17 protein-coding genes and 3 pseudogenes are annotated in these 17932 nt (G+C 71.2%); 13 read left to right on the forward strand and 7 right to left on the reverse strand.

Annotated features, from left to right (window positions below):
- Positions 1 to 40: 40 nt before the first annotated feature.
- Complete coding sequence (locus JHW41_RS20810) at positions 41 to 1495, reverse strand: virulence factor family protein (protein WP_250446273.1); 1455 nt, start codon at positions 1493 to 1495, stop codon at positions 41 to 43.
- Between the two features lie 180 nt (positions 1496 to 1675).
- On the opposite strand from JHW41_RS20810, the gene JHW41_RS20815 reads away from it, so the two are divergent.
- The 5 genes from JHW41_RS20815 to JHW41_RS27595 all read left to right on the forward strand — a co-directional run bounded on the left by JHW41_RS20815 (position 1676) and on the right by JHW41_RS27595 (position 6189).
- Positions 1676 to 2332: an SH3 domain-containing protein gene (locus tag JHW41_RS20815; protein ID WP_250446290.1), complete on the forward strand. Its 657-nt coding sequence runs from the start codon at positions 1676 to 1678 to the stop codon at positions 2330 to 2332.
- A gap of 92 nt (positions 2333 to 2424) precedes the next feature.
- Complete coding sequence (gene cutA, locus JHW41_RS20820) at positions 2425 to 2757, forward strand: divalent-cation tolerance protein CutA (protein WP_250446307.1); 333 nt, start codon at positions 2425 to 2427, stop codon at positions 2755 to 2757.
- Positions 2754 to 5396: a protein-disulfide reductase DsbD gene (gene dsbD, locus JHW41_RS26020; RefSeq protein ID WP_284499505.1), complete on the forward strand. Its 2643-nt coding sequence runs from the start codon at positions 2754 to 2756 to the stop codon at positions 5394 to 5396. Before cutA ends, dsbD begins: the two co-directional genes overlap by 4 nt.
- A gap of 3 nt (positions 5397 to 5399) precedes the next feature.
- Positions 5400 to 5999, forward strand: a complete 600-nt coding sequence (locus JHW41_RS20835; protein WP_078998478.1) for a TlpA disulfide reductase family protein — start codon at positions 5400 to 5402, stop codon at positions 5997 to 5999.
- Positions 6000 to 6045: 46 nt separating this feature from the next.
- Entirely contained in the window at positions 6046 to 6189 is a 144-nt protein-coding gene (locus tag JHW41_RS27595) for a hypothetical protein (protein ID WP_428995589.1), read from the forward strand.
- Here JHW41_RS27595 and JHW41_RS27600 read toward each other — a convergent pair.
- A pseudogene (locus JHW41_RS27600) lies at positions 6148 to 6252 on the reverse strand (DUF6053 domain-containing protein); the annotation flags it as partial. The gene JHW41_RS27595 and the pseudogene JHW41_RS27600 overlap by 42 nt on opposite strands.
- Between JHW41_RS27600 and JHW41_RS27605 the strand changes: the two are divergent.
- A pseudogene (locus JHW41_RS27605) lies at positions 6237 to 6284 on the forward strand (DUF6053 domain-containing protein); the annotation flags it as partial. The pseudogenes JHW41_RS27600 and JHW41_RS27605 sit on opposite strands and share 16 nt — an antisense overlap.
- Here JHW41_RS27605 and JHW41_RS27610 read toward each other — a convergent pair.
- Positions 6266 to 6319, reverse strand: a pseudogene (locus JHW41_RS27610) (hypothetical protein); the annotation flags it as partial. The pseudogenes JHW41_RS27605 and JHW41_RS27610 sit on opposite strands and share 19 nt — an antisense overlap.
- A 409-nt stretch (positions 6320 to 6728) precedes the next feature.
- Here JHW41_RS27610 and aroQ point away from each other — a divergent pair.
- From aroQ to accC, 3 genes are all read left to right on the forward strand, one after another.
- On the forward strand, positions 6729 to 7169 hold the full coding sequence (gene aroQ, locus JHW41_RS20840; protein WP_057946286.1) for a type II 3-dehydroquinate dehydratase: 441 nt from the start codon (positions 6729 to 6731) through the stop codon (positions 7167 to 7169).
- A gap of 67 nt (positions 7170 to 7236) precedes the next feature.
- Entirely contained in the window at positions 7237 to 7722 is a 486-nt protein-coding gene (gene accB, locus JHW41_RS20845) for an acetyl-CoA carboxylase biotin carboxyl carrier protein (protein ID WP_057946285.1), read from the forward strand.
- Between the two features lie 106 nt (positions 7723 to 7828).
- Positions 7829 to 9196: an acetyl-CoA carboxylase biotin carboxylase subunit gene (gene accC, locus JHW41_RS20850; RefSeq protein ID WP_057946284.1), complete on the forward strand. Its 1368-nt coding sequence runs from the start codon at positions 7829 to 7831 to the stop codon at positions 9194 to 9196.
- Between the two features lie 386 nt (positions 9197 to 9582).
- Here the strand turns inward: accC and JHW41_RS20855 are convergent, their stop codons facing one another.
- The 4 genes from JHW41_RS20855 to JHW41_RS20870 all read right to left on the reverse strand — a co-directional run bounded on the left by JHW41_RS20855 (position 9583) and on the right by JHW41_RS20870 (position 14203).
- Complete coding sequence (locus JHW41_RS20855; RefSeq protein WP_057945874.1) at positions 9583 to 10644, reverse strand: IS30 family transposase; 1062 nt, start codon at positions 10642 to 10644, stop codon at positions 9583 to 9585.
- A gap of 915 nt (positions 10645 to 11559) precedes the next feature.
- Positions 11560 to 12039, reverse strand: a complete 480-nt coding sequence (locus tag JHW41_RS20860) for a hypothetical protein (protein WP_428995413.1) — start codon at positions 12037 to 12039, stop codon at positions 11560 to 11562.
- The gene (locus tag JHW41_RS20865; RefSeq protein ID WP_250446310.1) at positions 12036 to 13004 is read right to left on the reverse strand and encodes a hypothetical protein; all 969 of its coding nucleotides are present in this window, start codon (positions 13002 to 13004) and stop codon (positions 12036 to 12038) included. Before JHW41_RS20865 ends, JHW41_RS20860 begins: the two co-directional genes overlap by 4 nt.
- Before the next feature lie 239 nt (positions 13005 to 13243).
- The gene (locus JHW41_RS20870) at positions 13244 to 14203 is read right to left on the reverse strand and encodes a hypothetical protein (RefSeq protein ID WP_250446314.1); all 960 of its coding nucleotides are present in this window, start codon (positions 14201 to 14203) and stop codon (positions 13244 to 13246) included.
- 186 nt (positions 14204 to 14389) lie between these two features.
- Here JHW41_RS20870 and prmA point away from each other — a divergent pair, with 186 nt between their 5' ends.
- From prmA to JHW41_RS20890, 4 genes are all read left to right on the forward strand, one after another.
- A complete protein-coding gene (gene prmA, locus JHW41_RS20875; RefSeq protein WP_057949946.1) occupies positions 14390 to 15310 on the forward strand; it encodes a 50S ribosomal protein L11 methyltransferase in 921 nt (306 codons plus the stop codon).
- A gap of 28 nt (positions 15311 to 15338) precedes the next feature.
- Positions 15339 to 16496 (forward strand): DUF3426 domain-containing protein, encoded by a 1158-nt coding sequence (locus JHW41_RS20880; RefSeq protein ID WP_250446317.1) that lies wholly within the window; start codon positions 15339 to 15341, stop codon positions 16494 to 16496.
- Positions 16497 to 16617: 121 nt separating this feature from the next.
- On the forward strand, positions 16618 to 16890 hold the full coding sequence (gene fis / locus JHW41_RS20885) for a DNA-binding transcriptional regulator Fis (protein WP_057946280.1): 273 nt from the start codon (positions 16618 to 16620) through the stop codon (positions 16888 to 16890).
- 46 nt (positions 16891 to 16936) lie between these two features.
- Positions 16937 to 17695: a hypothetical protein gene (locus tag JHW41_RS20890; protein ID WP_250446320.1), complete on the forward strand. Its 759-nt coding sequence runs from the start codon at positions 16937 to 16939 to the stop codon at positions 17693 to 17695.
- Positions 17696 to 17932: the final 237 nt, after the last annotated feature.

The raw sequence follows: 17932 nt of genomic DNA on the forward strand, positions 1-17932 counted from the left end.
AGCGCCACGTCGCGCGCTTTCCGCGCAGCGCGCCGCCGGCTCAGGGCGAGGCGGGCGCCGCGGCGATCCCGGCCGCGGACAGCGCCCGCGCGGCGACGCCGTCGTAGTCGCCGTCGACGTGATGGTCGCCGCGCATCTTCTCGATCCGCGCGCCGCCCGCGGGCAGGCGCGGGCATAGCGCGTCGGCGTCTTCGCTGCCGTAGATGCACAGCACCCGCGCGGCCGGCATCTTCGCCACCTGCGGCGCGATCGGCAGGCCCTTGCCGCTGCTGCCGATCCAGTTGCTGAGGTGGAATTCGTACTCGGCGTTCTGTCCGGGCGAGATCAGCGCGGTCAGCCGCACCGTCGCGCGGGTCGCCGCGGGCAGTCGGTTGTACGCGCCGGGCAGCACGTCGGCGCCCTGCGAGAACCCCACCAGCAGCACGTTGTCGCGTTTCCACTGCGCGCGGTAGTAGCGCACGATCCGGTCGAGGTCGGCGCCGAAGCTCTGCGGCGTGCGCGGCGTCCAGAAGTAGCGCAGCGAATCCACGCCCACCACCGGCACGCCGGCGCGGACCAGGCGCGCGCTGACGCTCTTGTCGAAGTCGGCCCAGCCGCCGTCGCCGGAGACGAAGATCGCGAAGGTGTCGGCGTTGCCGCCCGGCTGCGCCGGCATCTCGGTGACCGGCAGGCCGCTCAGATCGGCCGGCGGCGGCGGCAGGCGGGCGTGGCGCTGCGCGCCGAGCGAGACCAGCGCCGCGCGCAGGCCCGGCAGCGCGTCGCCGCGCGCGTCGCGCTGGAACGTGCGCGCCTGCGGCACGGCCTGGACGAAGCCGTCGATCTCGGCCTGCTGGCAGCGATGCGCGCCTTGCCCGCGCGCGGCCAGCAACCACGGCACCTTCAGCGGCTGCGGCAGCAGCAGCGCGCGGCCGTCCTCGACGTTGAGCTTGAGCGCGCCGTTGGGGCACAGCATCCGCGGCAGGCGCAACGTCGGGCAGAAGCCCTGCGAGACCGCGCCGGCGACCAGCCCGGCATCGCCCTGCGCGGCGATCGCATAGGCGAGCGCGGCGCCTTCGCCGTCGCCGACCAACAGCGGCAGGTGATAGGTCGGCAGGCGGTAATAGGCCTGCACGTAGCGCGAGAAATTCTCGACGTCGCCGGAAGAGAAATTGCACGTGCCGCCGTCCTTGCGCAGCAGCGCTTCCAGCGCGGCCACGTCGGCCGTGGCCACCATCGCCCCGTCCGCGACCAGCGCATCGACCCGCGCCTTGCGCGCGCCGGCATCGGCGCCGTCGGCGAACCACAGCACGAAACGCTCGACCTCGCCCTGCGGCAAACGCACCGGCGTGCGGACGAAACGCCCGTGGCTGATCTCGCCCGCGGCCGGCGTCGCGCTCGCCGCCGGCGCCGCGGGCGGTTTCGCAGCGGCGGACGCGGGCGCGGCGAGCGCGGCGGCGCTGAACGCCGTGCACAACGCCGCGACGAGAACGGTCGGACAACGGAACGGCGCGCGCATAGGGTTCTCCTGGGTGCGCCACCTTATACCGGCACCGGTGTCGAGAGAATGCGGCGGACGCGGCGGACCGCGACGGCCTATGATCGCCAGGCCGCACCGGCGCGCCGCGAGCCACGCGGCGCGATCCCACGTCCCTCCGAAGCGAACCCGTCCCCGCAAGGAATGCCGCAGATGCCACGCATGGCCGCCGTCACGTCCGCTGTCCTCATCGTCGCTTCCGCCGCCGCGCCGTTGCGCGCGCAGACCGTCGCCGCGCCGCCCGCCGGCGAAACCGCGTGCGCGTTCGGCGCCTTCGTCCGCGAGACCGATCCGGCCGGGCTCAACGTCCGCGCCGGCCCCGGCACCGAGCACAAGGTGTTGGGCACCTTGCCGCCGATGCGGCCCAGCAGCGAGATCGAATCGTTGCTGGTGCGGGTCGAAGTCGAGGTCGTCGCCGGCCGCAGCGGCTGGTTCAAGGTCCGCGGCGCGCGCGACAACGACGCGCTGTTCGCGGGCCCGCAGCGGCCGATGTTCAAGGGCGAGGGCTGGGTCAGCGGACGCAAGCTCACGGTCAAGTCGCAGGCCGGCGTCGGCCGCGCGCGGCCAGAGGCGAACGCGCCGGCGGTGCTGGTCGGCCACGACGGCATCGCGTTCGACAGCGACGCCTTCGTCGCCTCGGGCCAGTTGGCGGGCTGCTCCGGGCGCTGGGCCCTGGTCGAATACGGCCCGCTGGATTTCGAGGGCGACACCGAGCTGGAGATCAAGCCCGCGGCCAAGGCCGGCCTCGCCGGCGGCCGCTTCCGCGCCTGGGTCGATCGCCTCTGCTCCTTGCAGGAAACCAGCTGCGACGGCGCCTGAGCGGCGCACGCGGCGGCCGGCCGCGACCTGCGCGGGTGCGACCGCCGGCCGCAGCCGCCATCGCGGGGACGCCGCCCGCTTACACTGGGACCATGCGCTCCGACACCCTGCCCCTGCTGGTGCTGACCACCTGCCCCGACCCGGCCAGCGCCGACGCCATCGCCCAGGCCCTGGTCGAGGAAGGCCTGGCCGCCTGCGTCACCCAGCTTCCCGGCGCGACCTCGGTGTACCGCTGGCAGGGCCGGGTCGAGCGCGCCAGCGAGATTCAGCTGCTGATCAAGACCCGCGTCACGGTTTGCGCCGCGACCCTGCAACGATTGGCGCAACTGCATCCGTATGAACTGCCGGAGATGATCGTGGTCGAACCGCGCGACGTCTCCGAGCCGTACATGCGATGGGTAAACGAACAGACTCCCGACCGATGACCCTTCTTTCCGCTTTCCGCGGCCGGCGCCGGTTGCGCGCCGGCGCCGCCCTCGCCTTGGCCGTGCTCGGCCTGTCCCTGTCCGCGCCGGTCCTGGCGGTGGACGAGAAGGACCTGCTGCCGGTCGACGAGGCCTTCGCGCTGAGCGCGCGATCGGCGGCGCCGGACCGCATCGCGATCTCGTGGAAGGTGGCCAAGGGCTATTACCTCTATCGCCACCGCATCTCGGTCAAGAGCGATGCCGGCTTCGCCGCGCAGGCGCTGCAGCTGCCCAAGGGCAAGGCCTACCGCGACCAGTTCTTCGGCGACGTGGAGACCTACCACCAGGACGTGGCCGCGACCCTGCCCGGCCAGGCCAAGGCCGCCACGGCCAAGCTGACGATCAAGTACCAGGGCTGCGCCGACGCCGGCGTGTGCTATCCGCCGCAGACCCGCACCGTCGAGGTCGCGCTGGCGGCGCCGCCCGCCGCCGCCGCCGGCCTCGGCACCGGCCTCGGCAACGGCGCCGCGCCGGCAGTGGACCCGGCGCCCGCGGCCGCGCCGCTGGCGAACTTCGGCGCGCGCGGCAGCGCTTCCAATCCGCTGCTCGGCGGCGGCTCAGCGCTGAGCGCGCCGGCCGCCGGCGCCGGCGCGGGCACCGACGCGCTGCCGCTGCCGCCGGAGCGCGCGTTCGGCTTCGAGGCCATCGCCAAGAACGGCGACACCCTGCTGCTGCGCTTCACTCCGGCGCGCGGCTATTACCTGTACCGCGACAAGACGTCGCTGAAGACCGACCGCGCCGACATCGCCGCCGGCAAGCCGCAGTGGCCGCGCGGCACCGCGCACCGCGACGAGCATTTCGGCGACGTGACGGTGTTCTTCGATCAGATCGACGTGCCGCTGCCGCTGCTGCGCAAGACCGCGGACGCCGGCAAGATCGTGCTGACCGCGGGCTTCCAGGGCTGCCAGACCGACGGCATCTGCTATCCGCCGATGACGCGCAAGATCGAGGTCGAGCTGCCGCGCGGCACAGTCTCCGCGGCCACTGCCGCGACCGCCGCGACGCCCGCATCCGCGGCGCCCGCCGCGGCGAGCGCGACGACTGCCGCGGCTGCGGCGACCAGCGCGACGCCGGCGAATGCGTCGACGACCGCCACTGCGAGCGCGCCGGTTACCGCAGATGCGGGCGCCGCTTCCGTCGCCGGCACCGATGCTGGCACGGCCGCCGACACCAACGCCACCGGTGCGGCCGCCGCCGACTCCGCCGAAGACGGCACTACCGGCGCGATCGCCGCCGGCGCAAACCCGGCCGCCGCAACCGCGCCGCAGGCCGCCCCCGCCGTCGCCCAGGCCGAAGACAGCCTGCTCGCCGCCTCGCTGGCCGGCCCCAACCGCTACTTCGCCCTGCTGACCTTCTTCGGCTTCGGCCTGCTGTTGGCGTTCACGCCGTGCGTGCTGCCGATGATCCCGATCCTGTCGGGCCTGATCGTCGGCCGCGGCCCCGGCCTGGGCGCGCGCCGCGCGTTCTTGCTGTCGCTGGTGTACGTGCTCGCCAGCGCGGTGGTGTTCACCATCGCCGGCGTCGTCGCCGGCCTGGTCGGCGCCAACCTGCAGATCGCGTTCCAGACGCCGTGGGTGATCGTGCTGTTCGCGCTGCTGTTCGTGGCCCTGGCGCTGTCGAGCTTCGGCCTGTTCGAACTGCAGCTGCCGCACAAGCTGCGCAGCCTGGTCGGCGAAGTCAGCGACCGCCAGCGCAGCGGCTCGTGGACCGGCGTGGCGGTGATGGGCGCGCTGTCGGCGCTGATCGTCGGCCCGTGCGTGGCGCCGCCGCTGGCCGCGGCGGTGCTCTACATCGGCCAGACTCGCGACCCGCTGTTCGGCGGCGCGGCGCTGTTCGCGCTGGCGATGGGCATGGGCGCGCCGCTGCTGGCGTTCGGCGTCGCCGCCGGCAAGGGCCTGCCGACCAGCGGACCGTGGATGGTCGGCGTGCAGCGCGTGTTCGGCCTGGTGTTCCTGGGCATGGCGGTGTGGATGCTCTCGCGCATCCTGCCCGGCCCGGTGGCGTTGGCGCTGTACGCCGCGGTGCTGCTCGGCGCGGCGGTGCTGATCGCGCTCGGCGGCGGCGGCGCGGACCGCGGCTTCGGCCTGCGCGCGCTGGCCTGGGTCGCGGCGCTGCTGCTCGGCGTGGCCGGCGCGGCGCAGTTGTTCGGCGCGCTCGCCGGCGGCCACGATCCGCTGCAGCCGCTGGCCGGCCTGCGCGGCGGCGCGGCGGCGCACGCGGCCGAGCTGCCGTTCCGCAAGATCAAGTCGAATGAAGACCTGGACCGCGAGATCGCCGCGGCCCAGGCCGCCGGCAAGCCGCTGATGCTCGACTTCTATGCCGACTGGTGCGTGGCCTGCAAGGAAATGGAGAAGTACACCTTCCCCGAACCGGCCGTGCACCGGGCGCTGGACGGCTTCGTCCTGCTCAAGGCCGACGTCACCGCCAACGACGAGGTCGATCAGGCGCTGATGAAGCGGCTCGGCGTGATCGGCCCGCCGATGACGATCTATTACGCCCATGGCGCCGAACGCCGCGAACTGCGCCTGGTCGGGTTCGAGAAGGCCGAGCCCTTCGCCCGCCGCGCCGAGCGCGCGCGCGCCGCGGCCGGGGAGCGCTGAGCCATGGCGATTCCCTCGGCGGTGAAGGTGATCGCGGTGGCGGTGGCCGCCGGCGCGCTCGGCCTGCTGGCCGGGCAGGTGGTCGGCGGCGGCGGCTGGTTCTCGCGCACCGAACTGGGCCAGCGCATGCTCCAGGCCGAGATGAAGATGCAGGCGCCCAAGCCGCCGGCCGACCTGGCCGTGGCCGAGCGCGGCCAGCCGATCCCGCGCTTGCGCCTGCCGGACCTGCAGGGCCGGCCGGTCGAACTGCCGCAGGCTTATGCCGGCCGGCCCTTGCTGATCAACCTATGGGCCAGCTGGTGCGGCCCGTGCATCAAGGAAATGCCGGAACTGGACCGCTACGCGCGCAGCCAGGGCGAGCAAGGCGTGCAGGTGATCGGCATCGCCCTGGACAACCGCGACGACGTCGCCGCCTTCCTCCAGCGCGTGCCGGTGCACTACCCGATCCTGCTCGACGCCGCCGGCCCGCGCGACGCCGGCGTCCAGCTCGGCAACCCCAAGGGCGTGCTGCCCTACAGCGTGCTGGTCGGCGCCGACGGGCGCCTGCTCAAACAGCGGATCGGCCCGTTCGAGGACGGCGAGATCGACGGCTGGGCCCAGTAGCGTGGGAGGGCCTTCAGGCCCGATGCTCTTGTGCCAGCTCGCCGCGATCCGACCGGAAAGCGTCGGGGCTGAAGCCCCTCCCACAAAAGCCGCAGCCCTTCCGCACAGCCCGGGTTGTTGTGGGAGGGCCTTCAGGCCCGATGCTCTTGTGCCAACTCGCCGCGACCCGACCGAAAAGCGTCGGGGCTGAAGCCCCTCCCACAAAAGCCGCGCGCTCTCCGCACAGCCCGGGCTGTTGTGGGAGGGCCTTCAGGCCCGACGCTCTTGTGCCAGCTCGCCGCGATCCGACCGGAAAGCACCGGGGCTGAAGCCTCTCCCACGCGAACTGGCCTTGAGGACAGTTGCGGGAGCGCCTTTCAGGCCCGACCCTGTGGTCCCGGATCGTCGCAGACCGGAACTCAGCGGGCCGGCGCCGCCCCCGTCCGGATCGCCAGGCTGCGACGACCACCGCGCAATCCCCGTGCCCGCCGCCCGCGCCGTCCGGCGGGCGCTGTGCTCGAATGGGCGACGTGCCTGCGCGAACCCTGCCGAGCCCGCGGCGCTTGCGGCCAACGCCGCCGATCCGGCCGCGAACGCTCCACTTGCGCCGCGAACGTGCCGGCATTTAGAGCCGCCACTCAAACAACTGCTTAAAGCGCGATAACTTCGCCGATTTGGTGGGCAACTTCTGGACAACCCGCCGGCCTTCACGCAAACTGCCGCCCTTTGAAGGCAACCGTCCTGGTCCCCATGGCCAAGCTCCTGGTCCTGCACGGCCCCAACCTCAATCTGCTCGGCACGCGCGAGCCGGAGGTCTACGGCCGCACCACCCTGGCCGAGATCGACGCCGGCCTGGCCGCGGGCGCGGCGCAGGCCGGGCACGCGCTGGAGAGCCTGCAGTCCAACGCCGAACACGTCCTGGTCGACCGCGTCCAGGCCGCGCGCGCGGACGGCACCGCCCTGATCCTGATCAACCCGGCGGCGTTCACCCACACCAGCGTGGCGATCCGCGACGCCCTGGCCGCGGTCGCGATCCCCTTCATCGAGATCCATCTGTCCAACCCGCACACGCGCGAGCCGTTCCGCCGCCACAGCTACTTCAGCGACCTCGCCGTGGGCGTGGTCTGCGGCTTCGGCGCCGACAGCTACCGCTACGCGCTCGAAGCCGCAATCAAACGGCTGGCATCCTGAGCCCCCTTTCGCCCGGACCGCGCCCGCGCGGCCCGCACCCAAGATCCAAAACCCAGAGGCCCGCTTCATGGACCTGCGCAAAATCAAGAAACTGATCGACCTGCTCGAGGAATCCAACCTCGCCGAGATCGAGATCAAGGAAGGCGAAGAGTCGGTCCGCCTGGCCCGCGCGCCCAAGGGCAGCTACGCCGTCGCCGCGCCGATGGCGCCGGTCTACGCCGCGCCGGAACCGCGCGCCGCGCAGCCGATGCCGATGCAGTCGCCGACCGAAGCGGCCACCGGCGGCAGCGCCAAGGCGCTCGGCAACGATTTGCCCGACGGCCACGTCGTGCGCGCGCCGATGGTCGGCACCTTCTACACCTCGCCGGCGCCGGACAAGCCGTCCTTCGTCAGCGTCGGCCAGACGGTCAAGGCCGGCGACACCCTGGCGATCATCGAAGCGATGAAGATGTTCAACCCGATCGAAGCCGACGTCTCCGGCACCGTGCTCAAGATCCTGGCCGAGAGCGGCCAGCCGATCGAGTTCGACCAGCCGCTGTTCGTCATCGGGTGACGCCGGGGCCCAGGGGAACACGCGACGCGGCGACGGCGAGTCCGTCGCCCCGCCCGTTCCCCCGGTTCCCTTCGTCGCCCACTCCCCGCTTCGTGTGAGAGCCCCAATGCTCGATAAAGTCGTCATCGCCAACCGCGGCGAAATCGCGCTGCGCATCCTGCGCGCGTGCCACGCCCTGGGCATCCGCACGGTCGCGGTGCACTCCACCGTCGACCGCAACCTCAAGCACGTCGCCATGGCCGACGAATCGGTCTGCATCGGCCCGGCGCCGTCGTCGGAGAGCTACCTCAACATGGCCTCGATCATCGCCGCGGCCGAGGTCACCGACGCCCAGGCGATCCATCCCGGCTACGGCTTCCTCAGCGAGAACGCCGACTTCGCCGAGCGCGTCGAGCAGTCCGGCTTCGTCTTCATCGGCCCGCGCGCCGAGACCATCCGCCTGATGGGCGACAAGGTCGAAGCGATCCGCGCGATGAAGGACGCCGGCGTGCCCTGCGTGCCCGGCAGCGGCGGTCCGCTCGGCGACGACAACGCCGCCAACATCAAGATCGCGCGCGAGATCGGCTACCCGATCATCGTCAAGGCCGCCGGCGGCGGCGGCGGCCGCGGCATGCGCGTGGTCCACACCGAAGCGCATCTCAACGCCGCGATCCAGACCACCAAGTCCGAAGCCAAGGCCGCGTTCGGCAACGACATGGTGTACATGGAGAAGTTCCTGGAGAACCCGCGCCACGTGGAGATCCAGGTGCTCGCCGACGGCCAGGGCAACGCCATCCACCTCGGCGAGCGCGACTGTTCGATGCAGCGCCGCCACCAGAAGGTGGTCGAGGAAGCGCCGGCGCCGGGCATCACCCCCGAACAGCGCGCGGAAATCGGCAAGGTCTGCGTGGAAGCCTGCATCCGCATCGGCTACCGCGGCGCCGGCACCTTCGAGTTCCTGTACGAGAACGGCCGCTTCTACTTCATCGAAATGAACACCCGCATCCAGGTCGAGCACCCGGTGACCGAACTGGTGACCGGCATCGACCTGGTGCGCGAACAGCTGATGATCGCCGCCGGCCGCAAGCTTTCGATCAAGCAGGAGGACGTGGTGCTGGAAGGCCACGCGATCGAGTGCCGCATCAACGCCGAGGACCCGGAGACCTTCATGCCCTGCCCGGGCCCGATCAACCACTTCCATGCCCCGGGAGGCCCCGGCGTGCGCGTGGACAGCCACATCTACGAAGGCTACCGCGTGCCGCCGAACTACGACTCGATGATCGGCAAGCTGATCGTGCACGGCCCCGACCGCGAGACCGCGATCGCGCGCATGCGCGTGGCGCTGAGCGAGATGGTGGTGGACGGGATCAAGACCAACATCCCGCTGCAGCAGCGCATCCTGTCCGATGCGGGCTTCCAGCAGGGCGGGATGAACATCCACTATCTCGAGAAGCGGCTGAAGGAACAGAAGGAAAAGACGATCGCGATCGTCTGATTTTTCTCCGCCAGGTTCCTGCATCTTGAAAGACCCCTCCTTCGCCGGAGGGGTTTTTCGTTTGCGTGGGGCGATGGGCAAGCAGGCCTGCGATTGGGGACTGGATGCGGATCACGCGAAGATACGTCTGCGCCGCGCTTATCGACTGCGGCAACGTGCACACCGTCGCCGACACTGCCGCCACCACCGATTCTGTTCTTGCTGTTGCTGTTGCGTGTGCTCGCCCCCGAGCACGATGCAGTCGTCTTGCAGCCCCGGAGGGCGTGCGCATGGATGCGCACGCGCGCCATGGGGCAGGATGCCCCTTATGGCGTGGCCCCGCGCCCGGTGCTGGACCTGGTGGCTCTTGACCCGAAAAAACAAGGCCTTTTCTTTGGTTGGCGGAGTCAATGTCCAAGTGCATCACCCTGCGCCCGCGGGTTTTTGAGTTCCTCATAGAGCACCTCGACGGGCGAGCGCCTGCCCAGGCTACGACGGGGGCGGTTGTTCATTTCCCACGCCACCTCTTTGAGGCGCTGCGCAGAATGCACCGACAGATCGGTGCCCTTGGGAAAGTATTGCCGCAACAAGCCGTTGGTGTTTTCGCAGGTTCCGCGTTGCCACGGGCTATGGGGGTCGGCGAAGTAGATCGCTAAACCAGTGCGTTCGCTCAACTGCCGATGCGATGCCATTTCCTTGCCCTGGTCGTAGGTCAAGGTCTTCTTCAAACTTTCCGGCACGCCTTCGAACGCCGAGCTGAAGGCCTCCAGCACCGTGTGCGCGGTCGCGTCGGCGAGCTTGACCAGCTTGACGTACAAGGTGCGGCGGCAGACCAATACCCCAATCGCCGAGCGGTTGTGCGCGCCCACGATCAGGTCGCCCTCCCAATGCCCCGGCATCAGGCGCTCATGCGCGGCCGGCGGCCGCAGGCGGATGTTGGGTAGATCCGGCAGATGGCCGCGGGCGTCGCTTCCCTGGCGCGTGCGGCGGCCGGACTTGCGCCCCTGCCGCAGCAGACGGGTCACCTGGCGGCGCAATTCGCCGCGCGGCATCGCATAAATCGCGGTATAGATCGTTTCGTGCGACACGCGCAGCCAGGGCCGGTCCGGGTATAGATCGCGCAGTTTGTCGGCAATCTGTTGCGGCGACCAGCACCGTTCCAGCCAATAGCGCACGCGTCGCCACAGCACGGTGTCGCGTCGCAGCTTGCGGCGCACCCGCGCCCGTCGCCGCAGCCGTTGGGCCCGCCGGCCCGCCCGGGTCGCATCGTAGCCAGGGTCGAAACGGGGGCGTCCGCGCAGCGGCGGCCCCGAATGGGACCGAAACCCATTACGGCGCAACTCGCGAGCAATAGTGCTTTGCGCCCGACCCAACGTCTGGGCGATTTGCCGTCCGCTCGCCCCTTGGGCGATCAAGACCATGATGGCCCCGCGCTCTTCCGCGCTCAGATGTGAATACTGCTGGCCCATTCACAGTGCCTCACTGAGGTGATGCACTTGAAGTTAGAGACCAGCGTTACTTTCTTTGTGGCTTAAGACAAAGAAAGTGACCCGGCCGCTTGCGGACGGAAGCTCTTGATGGTCGCTTGTCGTCACCCGTACGCACACCCAAAGACGAACCCCACCGCGGCACGCCCCCTGTAGGAGCGGCGCAAGCCGCGACCGCGCCATCGCAAACACAGTGAAAGTTTCGGCGTAGTTGCGTTGTCGCGGTCGCGGCTCGCGCCGCTCCTACAGTCGGGTACGCAACCCCTCGCCCGTCATTCCGGCGAAAGCCGGAACCCATGTTGACGTTGCTGCTACTTTCGCCGTTACCGATGTGTCGCGCGACGACAAGCGAACATCAAAAGCTTTCGTCCGCAAGCGGCCGAGCTACTTTCTTTTGTCAGCGCGACAAAAGAAAGTAGCCAAAGAAAAACGCTTGTTTAAGGTCACGAGCCACTAGGTCCAGCACCGGGCGCGGGGATGCGCCGTAAGGGGCATCCATGCCCCTACGGCGCACGCGCGCATCCATGCGCGCGCCCTCCGGGTCTGCGGAACAAGGGCCTCGCGCAAGGTAGCGACCAAGCAACAGCAACAGCAGAAGTGGCAACGATGGCGATGCAAGGGCAGGCAAGGCAAGCGATGCAATCGCGCCAACCTCCCGCCATCCGCAACCTCACGACAACCGCGCCGCCGGCAAAAGCCGCGCACGACCCATCGGGCGAACCAAGCCGCCTCGCCGCAGGAAACATCCGGATTCCCAACCGGCCGCGGGAACCCGCGACCCACGCCGGCGCGTCGCCGGCGGTCCATCCGCGCCGCTATGCCGGCAGCGCGCCCACCGTCGCGTCGCGTCGCGCGCGCTTCGCGCGCACGCGCCGCATGCCTTGGCCGCCGTAGCGATCAACGCACCGCCGCGTCCATCCACGCGGCCATTTCCTTGACGTCGGTTTCGCTCAGCTCGGTCGCGCCGGGCACGTTGCGCGGCGACGCGTCGTCTTCCTCGACCGGGCCGCGCTTCTTCTTGCCCTTCGCCGGCACCTGCGTGCCCGGGATCGGCTGCACGCCGCCCGTCGACGAAGGGCTGACCACCATGACGTACTCGCTGGAGCCGTCGGGCCAGACCACCTTGAAGGTGCTGCCCGGCGGCAAGGTCGAGAACGGCGCGCCGCTCTGGGCACGGTAGACCGCCGCGATCTGCGCCGCGCTCAACGAGCGCCGCGTCGGCTTGGAGTCCACCGAGGTCACCGCGACCTGTCCCAGCTCGCGGTAGTCCGCGCCGAACACGTCGATCATCACGCCGGCGGCGCCGACCGAGTAGGCGCTCAACAGCAACGCCCAGAACCCGATCTTGGCCGTGCGCTTGAAGTGCTCGCGTTTCATTTCATCCTCTCTTCGCCAGTCAGCGAATGGACCATCTCTTGCACCACCTCCGCCCCTTGCCGCGGGATCGCGGCGTCGTAGACGAAGTCTGCGAAATCCTGCTGCGGGTCTTGCGAACAGATGCCGCCGTTGGCGCAGTAGCTCGTCATCAACGAGCCGCCCGCGCTGCAGTCCTGTCCGAGCCGGCACGCCGCCAGCTGCCAGGCCAGTTCGGCGAACTGGGTCCCGGACACGCGCTGGTAGTCGAAACCGGCGCTGCGGCCGTTGGCGGCGATGCCCATGCCGGCGGCCAGCGCCGAGAACGCTTCCGGGTCCTTGGAACGCACCACCCGGTCGATCAGGTTGAGGCGATAGTCCTCGGTCTTCTCCAACGGCTTGCCCGCGCTCATCAGCGAAGCCTCCGCCGCCAGGCTGCCGGCTTGCGCCGCCTCGATCCGCTTGACCAGGATCATCGGGTAGTCCAACCCGTCTTCCGGGGCGAAGCGCGCGCAGCGCTCGCTGACCCGGTTGCGCGCGCTCGCCATCGCCGCCGCGCCGCGCAGTTTCATCGCTTCCATCGCGCGGGTGTCGTTGCGGTAGTCGACCGGCGCGCTGGAATAGTTGGCGCAGTAGTCGTAGACGCGGGTCAGCAGCCAGATCGCCTCGGCCTCGCCGGACTCGGCGCGCAGGCGCAGCGATTGCGCGAACGAATACAGGTCCGGGGTCTGTTCGAACTGCTGGCGCAGCGCGGTGGGCGCGCGCAGCGGCGCGCGCGCGTTGCTGCGCGGCGCGGTGCGGATCGGCGGCTCGCGCGCCGGGTCGGCCTGCGGATTGCCGCGCGGCAGGTCGCCGGCCATCGGCGCGGCGACGATGTCGCTCAACGCGGCCGGCGCCGATCCCGCCGCGCCGCGGTGGGCGTAGGCGTAGACCAGGGCGCCGCCGAGCAACGCCGCGGCCGCCGCCATCGCCAGCCCGCGCGCGCTCATGCGCGCACCCGCGCGCGAGGGCAGGCGCGGGTCTTGCGGGCAGGCGGAAGGGCAGGCATCGGACATCAAGGGGCGCGACTCGCGGCCGGGCAGCAGGCGGGACGGACAGGCGCGCCACCCCCGGCAGGGGCGGCGCTGCGAGACGCCGATGATATGTCAAGTGTCCGACGGATGCCTGCGCGATCCTTAAAAGTGCACAAATTCACACTTTTAAAGTGCCCACGACCCAGATCGGCGTGTTACCCGGCGTCCGCTCCGCGCGGCTCGCCCTCGCCGGCGCACTGCACCGCGGCATGGCGCGCGGTCGGCGTCTCGCCGGCGGTGACCAGGGTCAGGCGGTCGCCGGCCTCGTTGCGGTAGGCGAAGCTGCAAAAGCCTTGGCCGGTGCCCGAGCAGTCCTCGACCTCGGGATAACCGGCTTCGACCATGCCGCTGACGAAGCCGGGCTCTTCGCGCTCGGGCGGCGCCGCGCGCCAGCCGCGCGCGAGTAGGCGTTCGCGCGCCTGCTTCAACTCGACGCCCTCCACCCGCGGCACCGCGGCGCGGCCGCCGCAGTAGAGGTCGGCCTGCGGCAACGCGGCCAGGGCCAAGGCGCCGTTCTGGACCCGGACCCGCGCGCGCTGCACCGCCCAGTCGAACACGCCCAGGGCGGCGTCGCCGCGGCGGCGCGCGTCTTCGCCGTCGTCGAAACCCTGCACGCCGCTGTCGATCTGCGACGCGCCCGCGCCGGGTTCCAGCAATTGCGCCAGCGGCCGGCCGTCGCGGAAGAACAGCAGCCGCCCGCCGCCGGAAGTGCAGCCCATGCCGGCGGCCACGCCAGGCGCGACCGCCACGCCGACCACGCGATGGCCCTGCCATTCGCGCTGGGCGAACACCTTCCAGCCCTTGGCTTCGGCGGCGCGGGCCTCGGCGGACTCGGCGGCGACCGAGCAGTCGCCGCCGACGTCGGCCTCGCCCTCGGCCGGCGGCGCGGGCACTTCGCTCAACGCCTCCAGGCGCAGGCCGCCGACCTCGCCCAGGACTTGCGCGGACGCGGCCTCGGCGGTGGGCGCGGCAGCGGGTGGCGCGGCCGCAGGCGTCGCGGGCGCCGCCGCAGTCGGCGCGGCCGGCGTCGCCGCGGGCGCGGGCGCCGGATCGCGCGAGCAGGCCGCCGCCAGGCTCAGCGCGACGCCGAGCGCGAGCAAGCGCGCGGCGGGCAAGGCCGCCGGCGAGCGGCCGGCCGTGGCCGGGCCCGCACTCGGAAGATCAGAAGCAAATCGGCGAACAATCGCATCCATCAGGCCGTCGCGGCTCCAGGTCCGTGGTTCCGGAATGGCCCGAACGCTATCTGATCGCGCCGAAACGGGTCAATAATGGCCGCCGTTTTCGCTTCCCCGCGCCCGCCCATGCCCTTCCTGGAACTGACCCTGCGCTGCAGCGAGGCCGAGCAGCCGCGCTTCGAGGCCGCGCTGGACGACGTCGGCGCGCTCGCCGTGACCATGCTCGACGCCGATGCCGACAGCAGCAACGAGCGCGCGATCCTCGAACCCGGCGTCGGCGAGACCCCGCTGTGGCAGTCGATCGTGCTCAGCGCGCTGTTCCCGCACGACGCCGACGCGCTGGTGATCCTGGCCGCGCTGGAATCGTTCGATCCGGAGCTGGACTGGAGCCGGGTCGGCTTCGCCAACGTCGAAGACCAGGACTGGGAACGCGCGTGGATGGACCAGTACGCGCCGCTGCAGTTCGGCCGCCGCACCTGGATCGTGCCGTGGAACCAGGAACTGCCGGACGGCGCCGACGTGGCCGATGCCGCGGTGGTGCGCCTGGACCCGGGCTTGGCGTTCGGCTCGGGCACCCATCCGACCACCGCGCTGTGCCTGGCATGGCTCGATACGCTCGCCGACGCGGGCGAACTCGCCGGCCGGCGAGTGCTCGATTTCGGCTGCGGCTCGGGCATCCTCGCCCTGGCCGCGCTCAAGCTCGGCGCCGCGCACGCGGTCGGCGTCGACAACGACCCGCAGGCGCTGATCGCCACCGCCGACAACGCCGAGCGCAACGGCGTCGCCGCGCAGTTGCAGGTGCACCTGCCGCCGGACGAGCCGGTCGAAGCGTATCCGGTGGTGGTCGCCAACATCCTCGCCTCGGCGTTGATCGCGCTGGCCGACACCCTGGCCGCGCGGGTCGCGCCGGGCGGGCGCATCGCCTTGTCCGGCATCCTCGCCGGGCAGGAAGACGAAGTGGTCGCGCGTTACGCCGAGGGCTTCGAGCAGTTGCAGGTCGAGCGGCTCGAAGACTGGATCCGGGTCACAGGCGTGCGTCGTCGCTGAGCGCGGCGGCATGGTTGAATAAGCGCCGATGTTCCTCGCCTGCCCCCATTGCGGATACCTGGTCGCGCTGATCGTCGCCAAGGACGGTCCGGCGCGCGCCTGCCCGCGTTGCGGCGGCTCGCTGCAGAGCGAAGCGCCGTCGGCGCAGGAGGCCGCATCGGCGGTCGTAGCCGTCGCGGCGCCGGTGCCGGATGCGTTGGTGTCGGATACGTTGGTGCCTGACGCATCGACGCCGGATGCGTCCATCGCGGAGCCAGCGCTGCACGACGCGGCGGACGCGGCGCCGGCCGCGCCGCAGCCTGCGGCCACGCCCGCGCCTGCGCCTGCGCCGGTGCGCGACGAGATCAGCCTGAGCCTGCGCCGCGCGCCCTCGGCCGCGCCGGTGCGCAACGAAACCACGAACCCCGCGCAAACCGGATCGATCATGCCCGCATCGGGCGAGGATCGCGACGATGCCGGCGCGGGCGACGACGCGTCCGATCCGACGCCGCCCGCCGCGCCGCCGCAGCCGGCGACGGACGCGAGCGAGAACGACGCCGCCAACCCCACCGACGCGCCCGCCGACGCGACCGCCCGCGCACTGCCGCCGCTGACCGCGACGCCCGTCGCCGCCGCGCCGGCGCGTTCGCGCCGCCAACACAAATCCGAAACCACGGTGACCTCGGCGCGGCGCGCGCCGAGCTTCGCCCGCCAGCAAGCGCGCGCGCAGGCGCCCAAGCCGCGCGCGCACTGGAGCGGCCCGGCCGCGATCGTCGCGCTGACGCTCGCGCTGGCCTTGCAGTTGCTGCTCGCGCAACGCGCCGAGCTGGCCGCCGATGCGCGCTGGCGCCCGCTGGTGAGCGGGCTGTGCGGCGCGCTGGGCTGCACGATTCCGCCGTGGCGCGAACCGTCCGCGCTGACCATGCTCAACCGCAACGTGCTGCCGGTGCCGGAACGCGCCGGCGCGCTGCGCGCCTCGGCCGGGTTCCGCAACGACGCGCGCTGGCCGCAGCCGTGGCCGACCCTGGTGCTGAGCCTGGAAGACGTCGATGGCCGCCGGGTCGGCCAGCGCGCGTTCGCTCCCGGGGAGTACCGCCGCGATCACCGCCCGGGCGAGCTGATCGCCCCGGGGCAGAGCGCGGCGGTCCAGTTCGAGGTGCTCGAACCGGCCCCGCGCGTGGTCGCGTTCACCTTCGACTTCCGTTGAAATTCGACCGAGTCGCGTTGTCTATAGCGACTCAGGCGCGCTAGACTCGCCCTCCCGTCGGTGCCACGCCCTGTGCGTCCCTGCACGTTCCGACGGACGAACGACTGCTACGGGGAAGCACTTGAACGCACTCAACGACCGCAACGATGGCGCACGCTCCGGACCCCGCGTCCCGCTGCGCGACCACGTCGCGACTTCGATCCGTCGTTACCTCGGCGACCTGAACGGCAGCGGCACCGAAAACCTCTACGAGATCGCCCTGCGCGAGCTCGAAATCCCGCTGTTCGCCGAAGTGCTGCAGCACTGCGACGGCAACCAGAGCCGCGCCGCGGCGATGCTGGGCATCCATCGCGCCACCCTGCGCAAGAAACTGCGCGAGTACGGGCTCGAGTAAGCCCGCGGCCGCGCGCGACGCGCGCCCTTACCCGGAATCCGCCGACATGGACGCCGAACGCGACCTCACCCAGGCCGGCGACTGGCTGCGCCCGTTCCCCGACGCCGCCGACGTCTTCGCCGCCGACCAGAGACACCTGGCCCGGCACCTGCATCCGCTGTTCTCCATCGACCTGGCCTCCGTCGACCCGCAGTGGTCCGGCTGGCTGCACCTGCTGAGCCCACTGGAACCCTGCGACGGTCTGGTCGGCCAGTACAGCCAGGTCGAGGACGGCGAACTGCTCAAGCCGAACTGGATCGGCTTCCAGGTCGAGGCCGACGGCCGCTATCGCCTGCTCGGCGACGCGCGCTACTTCCTGCTCGAATCCAGCGCGCAACAGACGCCCGCGGCGCTGGCGCTGTCGCGCCGCGAGCTGGAAACGCACTACGCCGAACAAGAGGCCGCCTACGCCGCCTCGCGCGACTACTACCGCCGCCACGGCAAGCTGGTGCGCCTGGACCGCAAGGGCCGGCCCAGTTACGGCAGCGAAGACGCGGTCGAACTGGTCGAATCCGTCGGCGGCGAAGTCGAGGCCGGCGGCAACTGGGAAGAGACGGTCGAGTTCCCGCTGGAATACGGCCGCCCCGGCGGCGCGGACGCGGGCGACGCGGACGAGGTGGTGTGGCCGCTGAGCCCCGCCGGCCGCCGCTTCCGCCACGTCGCCTCGGTGCCGGGCTGGAACTACCGCACCAGCGGCGCCGATTCGATCCTGCTGTTCTACGAACCGGTCGAACGCTTGGCGTTGCTGAGTTTCGATTGGAGCTGAGCGCGGCGCGGCCGTCGCTGGCGGCAACGTCGCTGGCGGCAATCCTGGGCCCGAAGCCCGGAACCTAAACCCCGTAACCCAGCCCCGTCGTTCCGGCGAAAGCCGGAACCCATTTTGATTTTGCTTCGCAGCGCGAATGCGTTACAGCAAGAGCAAGAGCAAGATCAAAATGGGTTCCGGCTTTCGCCGGAATGACGGCTTTGGGGGCAGCGTCGACGCCGCCGCGGACTCAACCAA

The sequence above is a fragment of the Lysobacter enzymogenes genome, from assembly GCF_023617245.1.
In the GTDB taxonomy this organism is placed as follows: Bacteria; Pseudomonadota; Gammaproteobacteria; order Xanthomonadales; family Xanthomonadaceae; genus Lysobacter; species Lysobacter yananisis.

What these genes read in the sequence shown, in the direction of transcription:
- JHW41_RS20810 (WP_250446273.1), bottom strand. Translation starts at nt 1,495, where the DNA reads ATGCGCGCGCCGTTCCGTTGTCCGACCGTTCTCGTCGCGGCGTTGTGC.
- JHW41_RS20815 (WP_250446290.1), top strand. Translation starts at nt 1,676, where the DNA reads ATGGCCGCCGTCACGTCCGCTGTCCTCATCGTCGCTTCCGCCGCCGCG.
- cutA (WP_250446307.1), top strand. Translation starts at nt 2,425, where the DNA reads ATGCGCTCCGACACCCTGCCCCTGCTGGTGCTGACCACCTGCCCCGAC.
- dsbD (WP_284499505.1), top strand. Translation starts at nt 2,754, where the DNA reads ATGACCCTTCTTTCCGCTTTCCGCGGCCGGCGCCGGTTGCGCGCCGGC.
- JHW41_RS20835 (WP_078998478.1), top strand. Translation starts at nt 5,400, where the DNA reads ATGGCGATTCCCTCGGCGGTGAAGGTGATCGCGGTGGCGGTGGCCGCC.
- aroQ (WP_057946286.1), top strand. Translation starts at nt 6,729, where the DNA reads ATGGCCAAGCTCCTGGTCCTGCACGGCCCCAACCTCAATCTGCTCGGC.
- accB (WP_057946285.1), top strand. Translation starts at nt 7,237, where the DNA reads ATGGACCTGCGCAAAATCAAGAAACTGATCGACCTGCTCGAGGAATCC.
- accC (WP_057946284.1), top strand. Translation starts at nt 7,829, where the DNA reads ATGCTCGATAAAGTCGTCATCGCCAACCGCGGCGAAATCGCGCTGCGC.
- JHW41_RS20855 (WP_057945874.1), bottom strand. Translation starts at nt 10,644, where the DNA reads ATGGGCCAGCAGTATTCACATCTGAGCGCGGAAGAGCGCGGGGCCATC.
- JHW41_RS20860 (WP_428995413.1), bottom strand. Translation starts at nt 12,039, where the DNA reads ATGAAACGCGAGCACTTCAAGCGCACGGCCAAGATCGGGTTCTGGGCG.
- JHW41_RS20865 (WP_250446310.1), bottom strand. Translation starts at nt 13,004, where the DNA reads ATGAGCGCGCGCGGGCTGGCGATGGCGGCGGCCGCGGCGTTGCTCGGC.
- prmA (WP_057949946.1), top strand. Translation starts at nt 14,390, where the DNA reads ATGCCCTTCCTGGAACTGACCCTGCGCTGCAGCGAGGCCGAGCAGCCG.
- JHW41_RS20880 (WP_250446317.1), top strand. Translation starts at nt 15,339, where the DNA reads ATGTTCCTCGCCTGCCCCCATTGCGGATACCTGGTCGCGCTGATCGTC.
- JHW41_RS20890 (WP_250446320.1), top strand. Translation starts at nt 16,937, where the DNA reads ATGGACGCCGAACGCGACCTCACCCAGGCCGGCGACTGGCTGCGCCCG.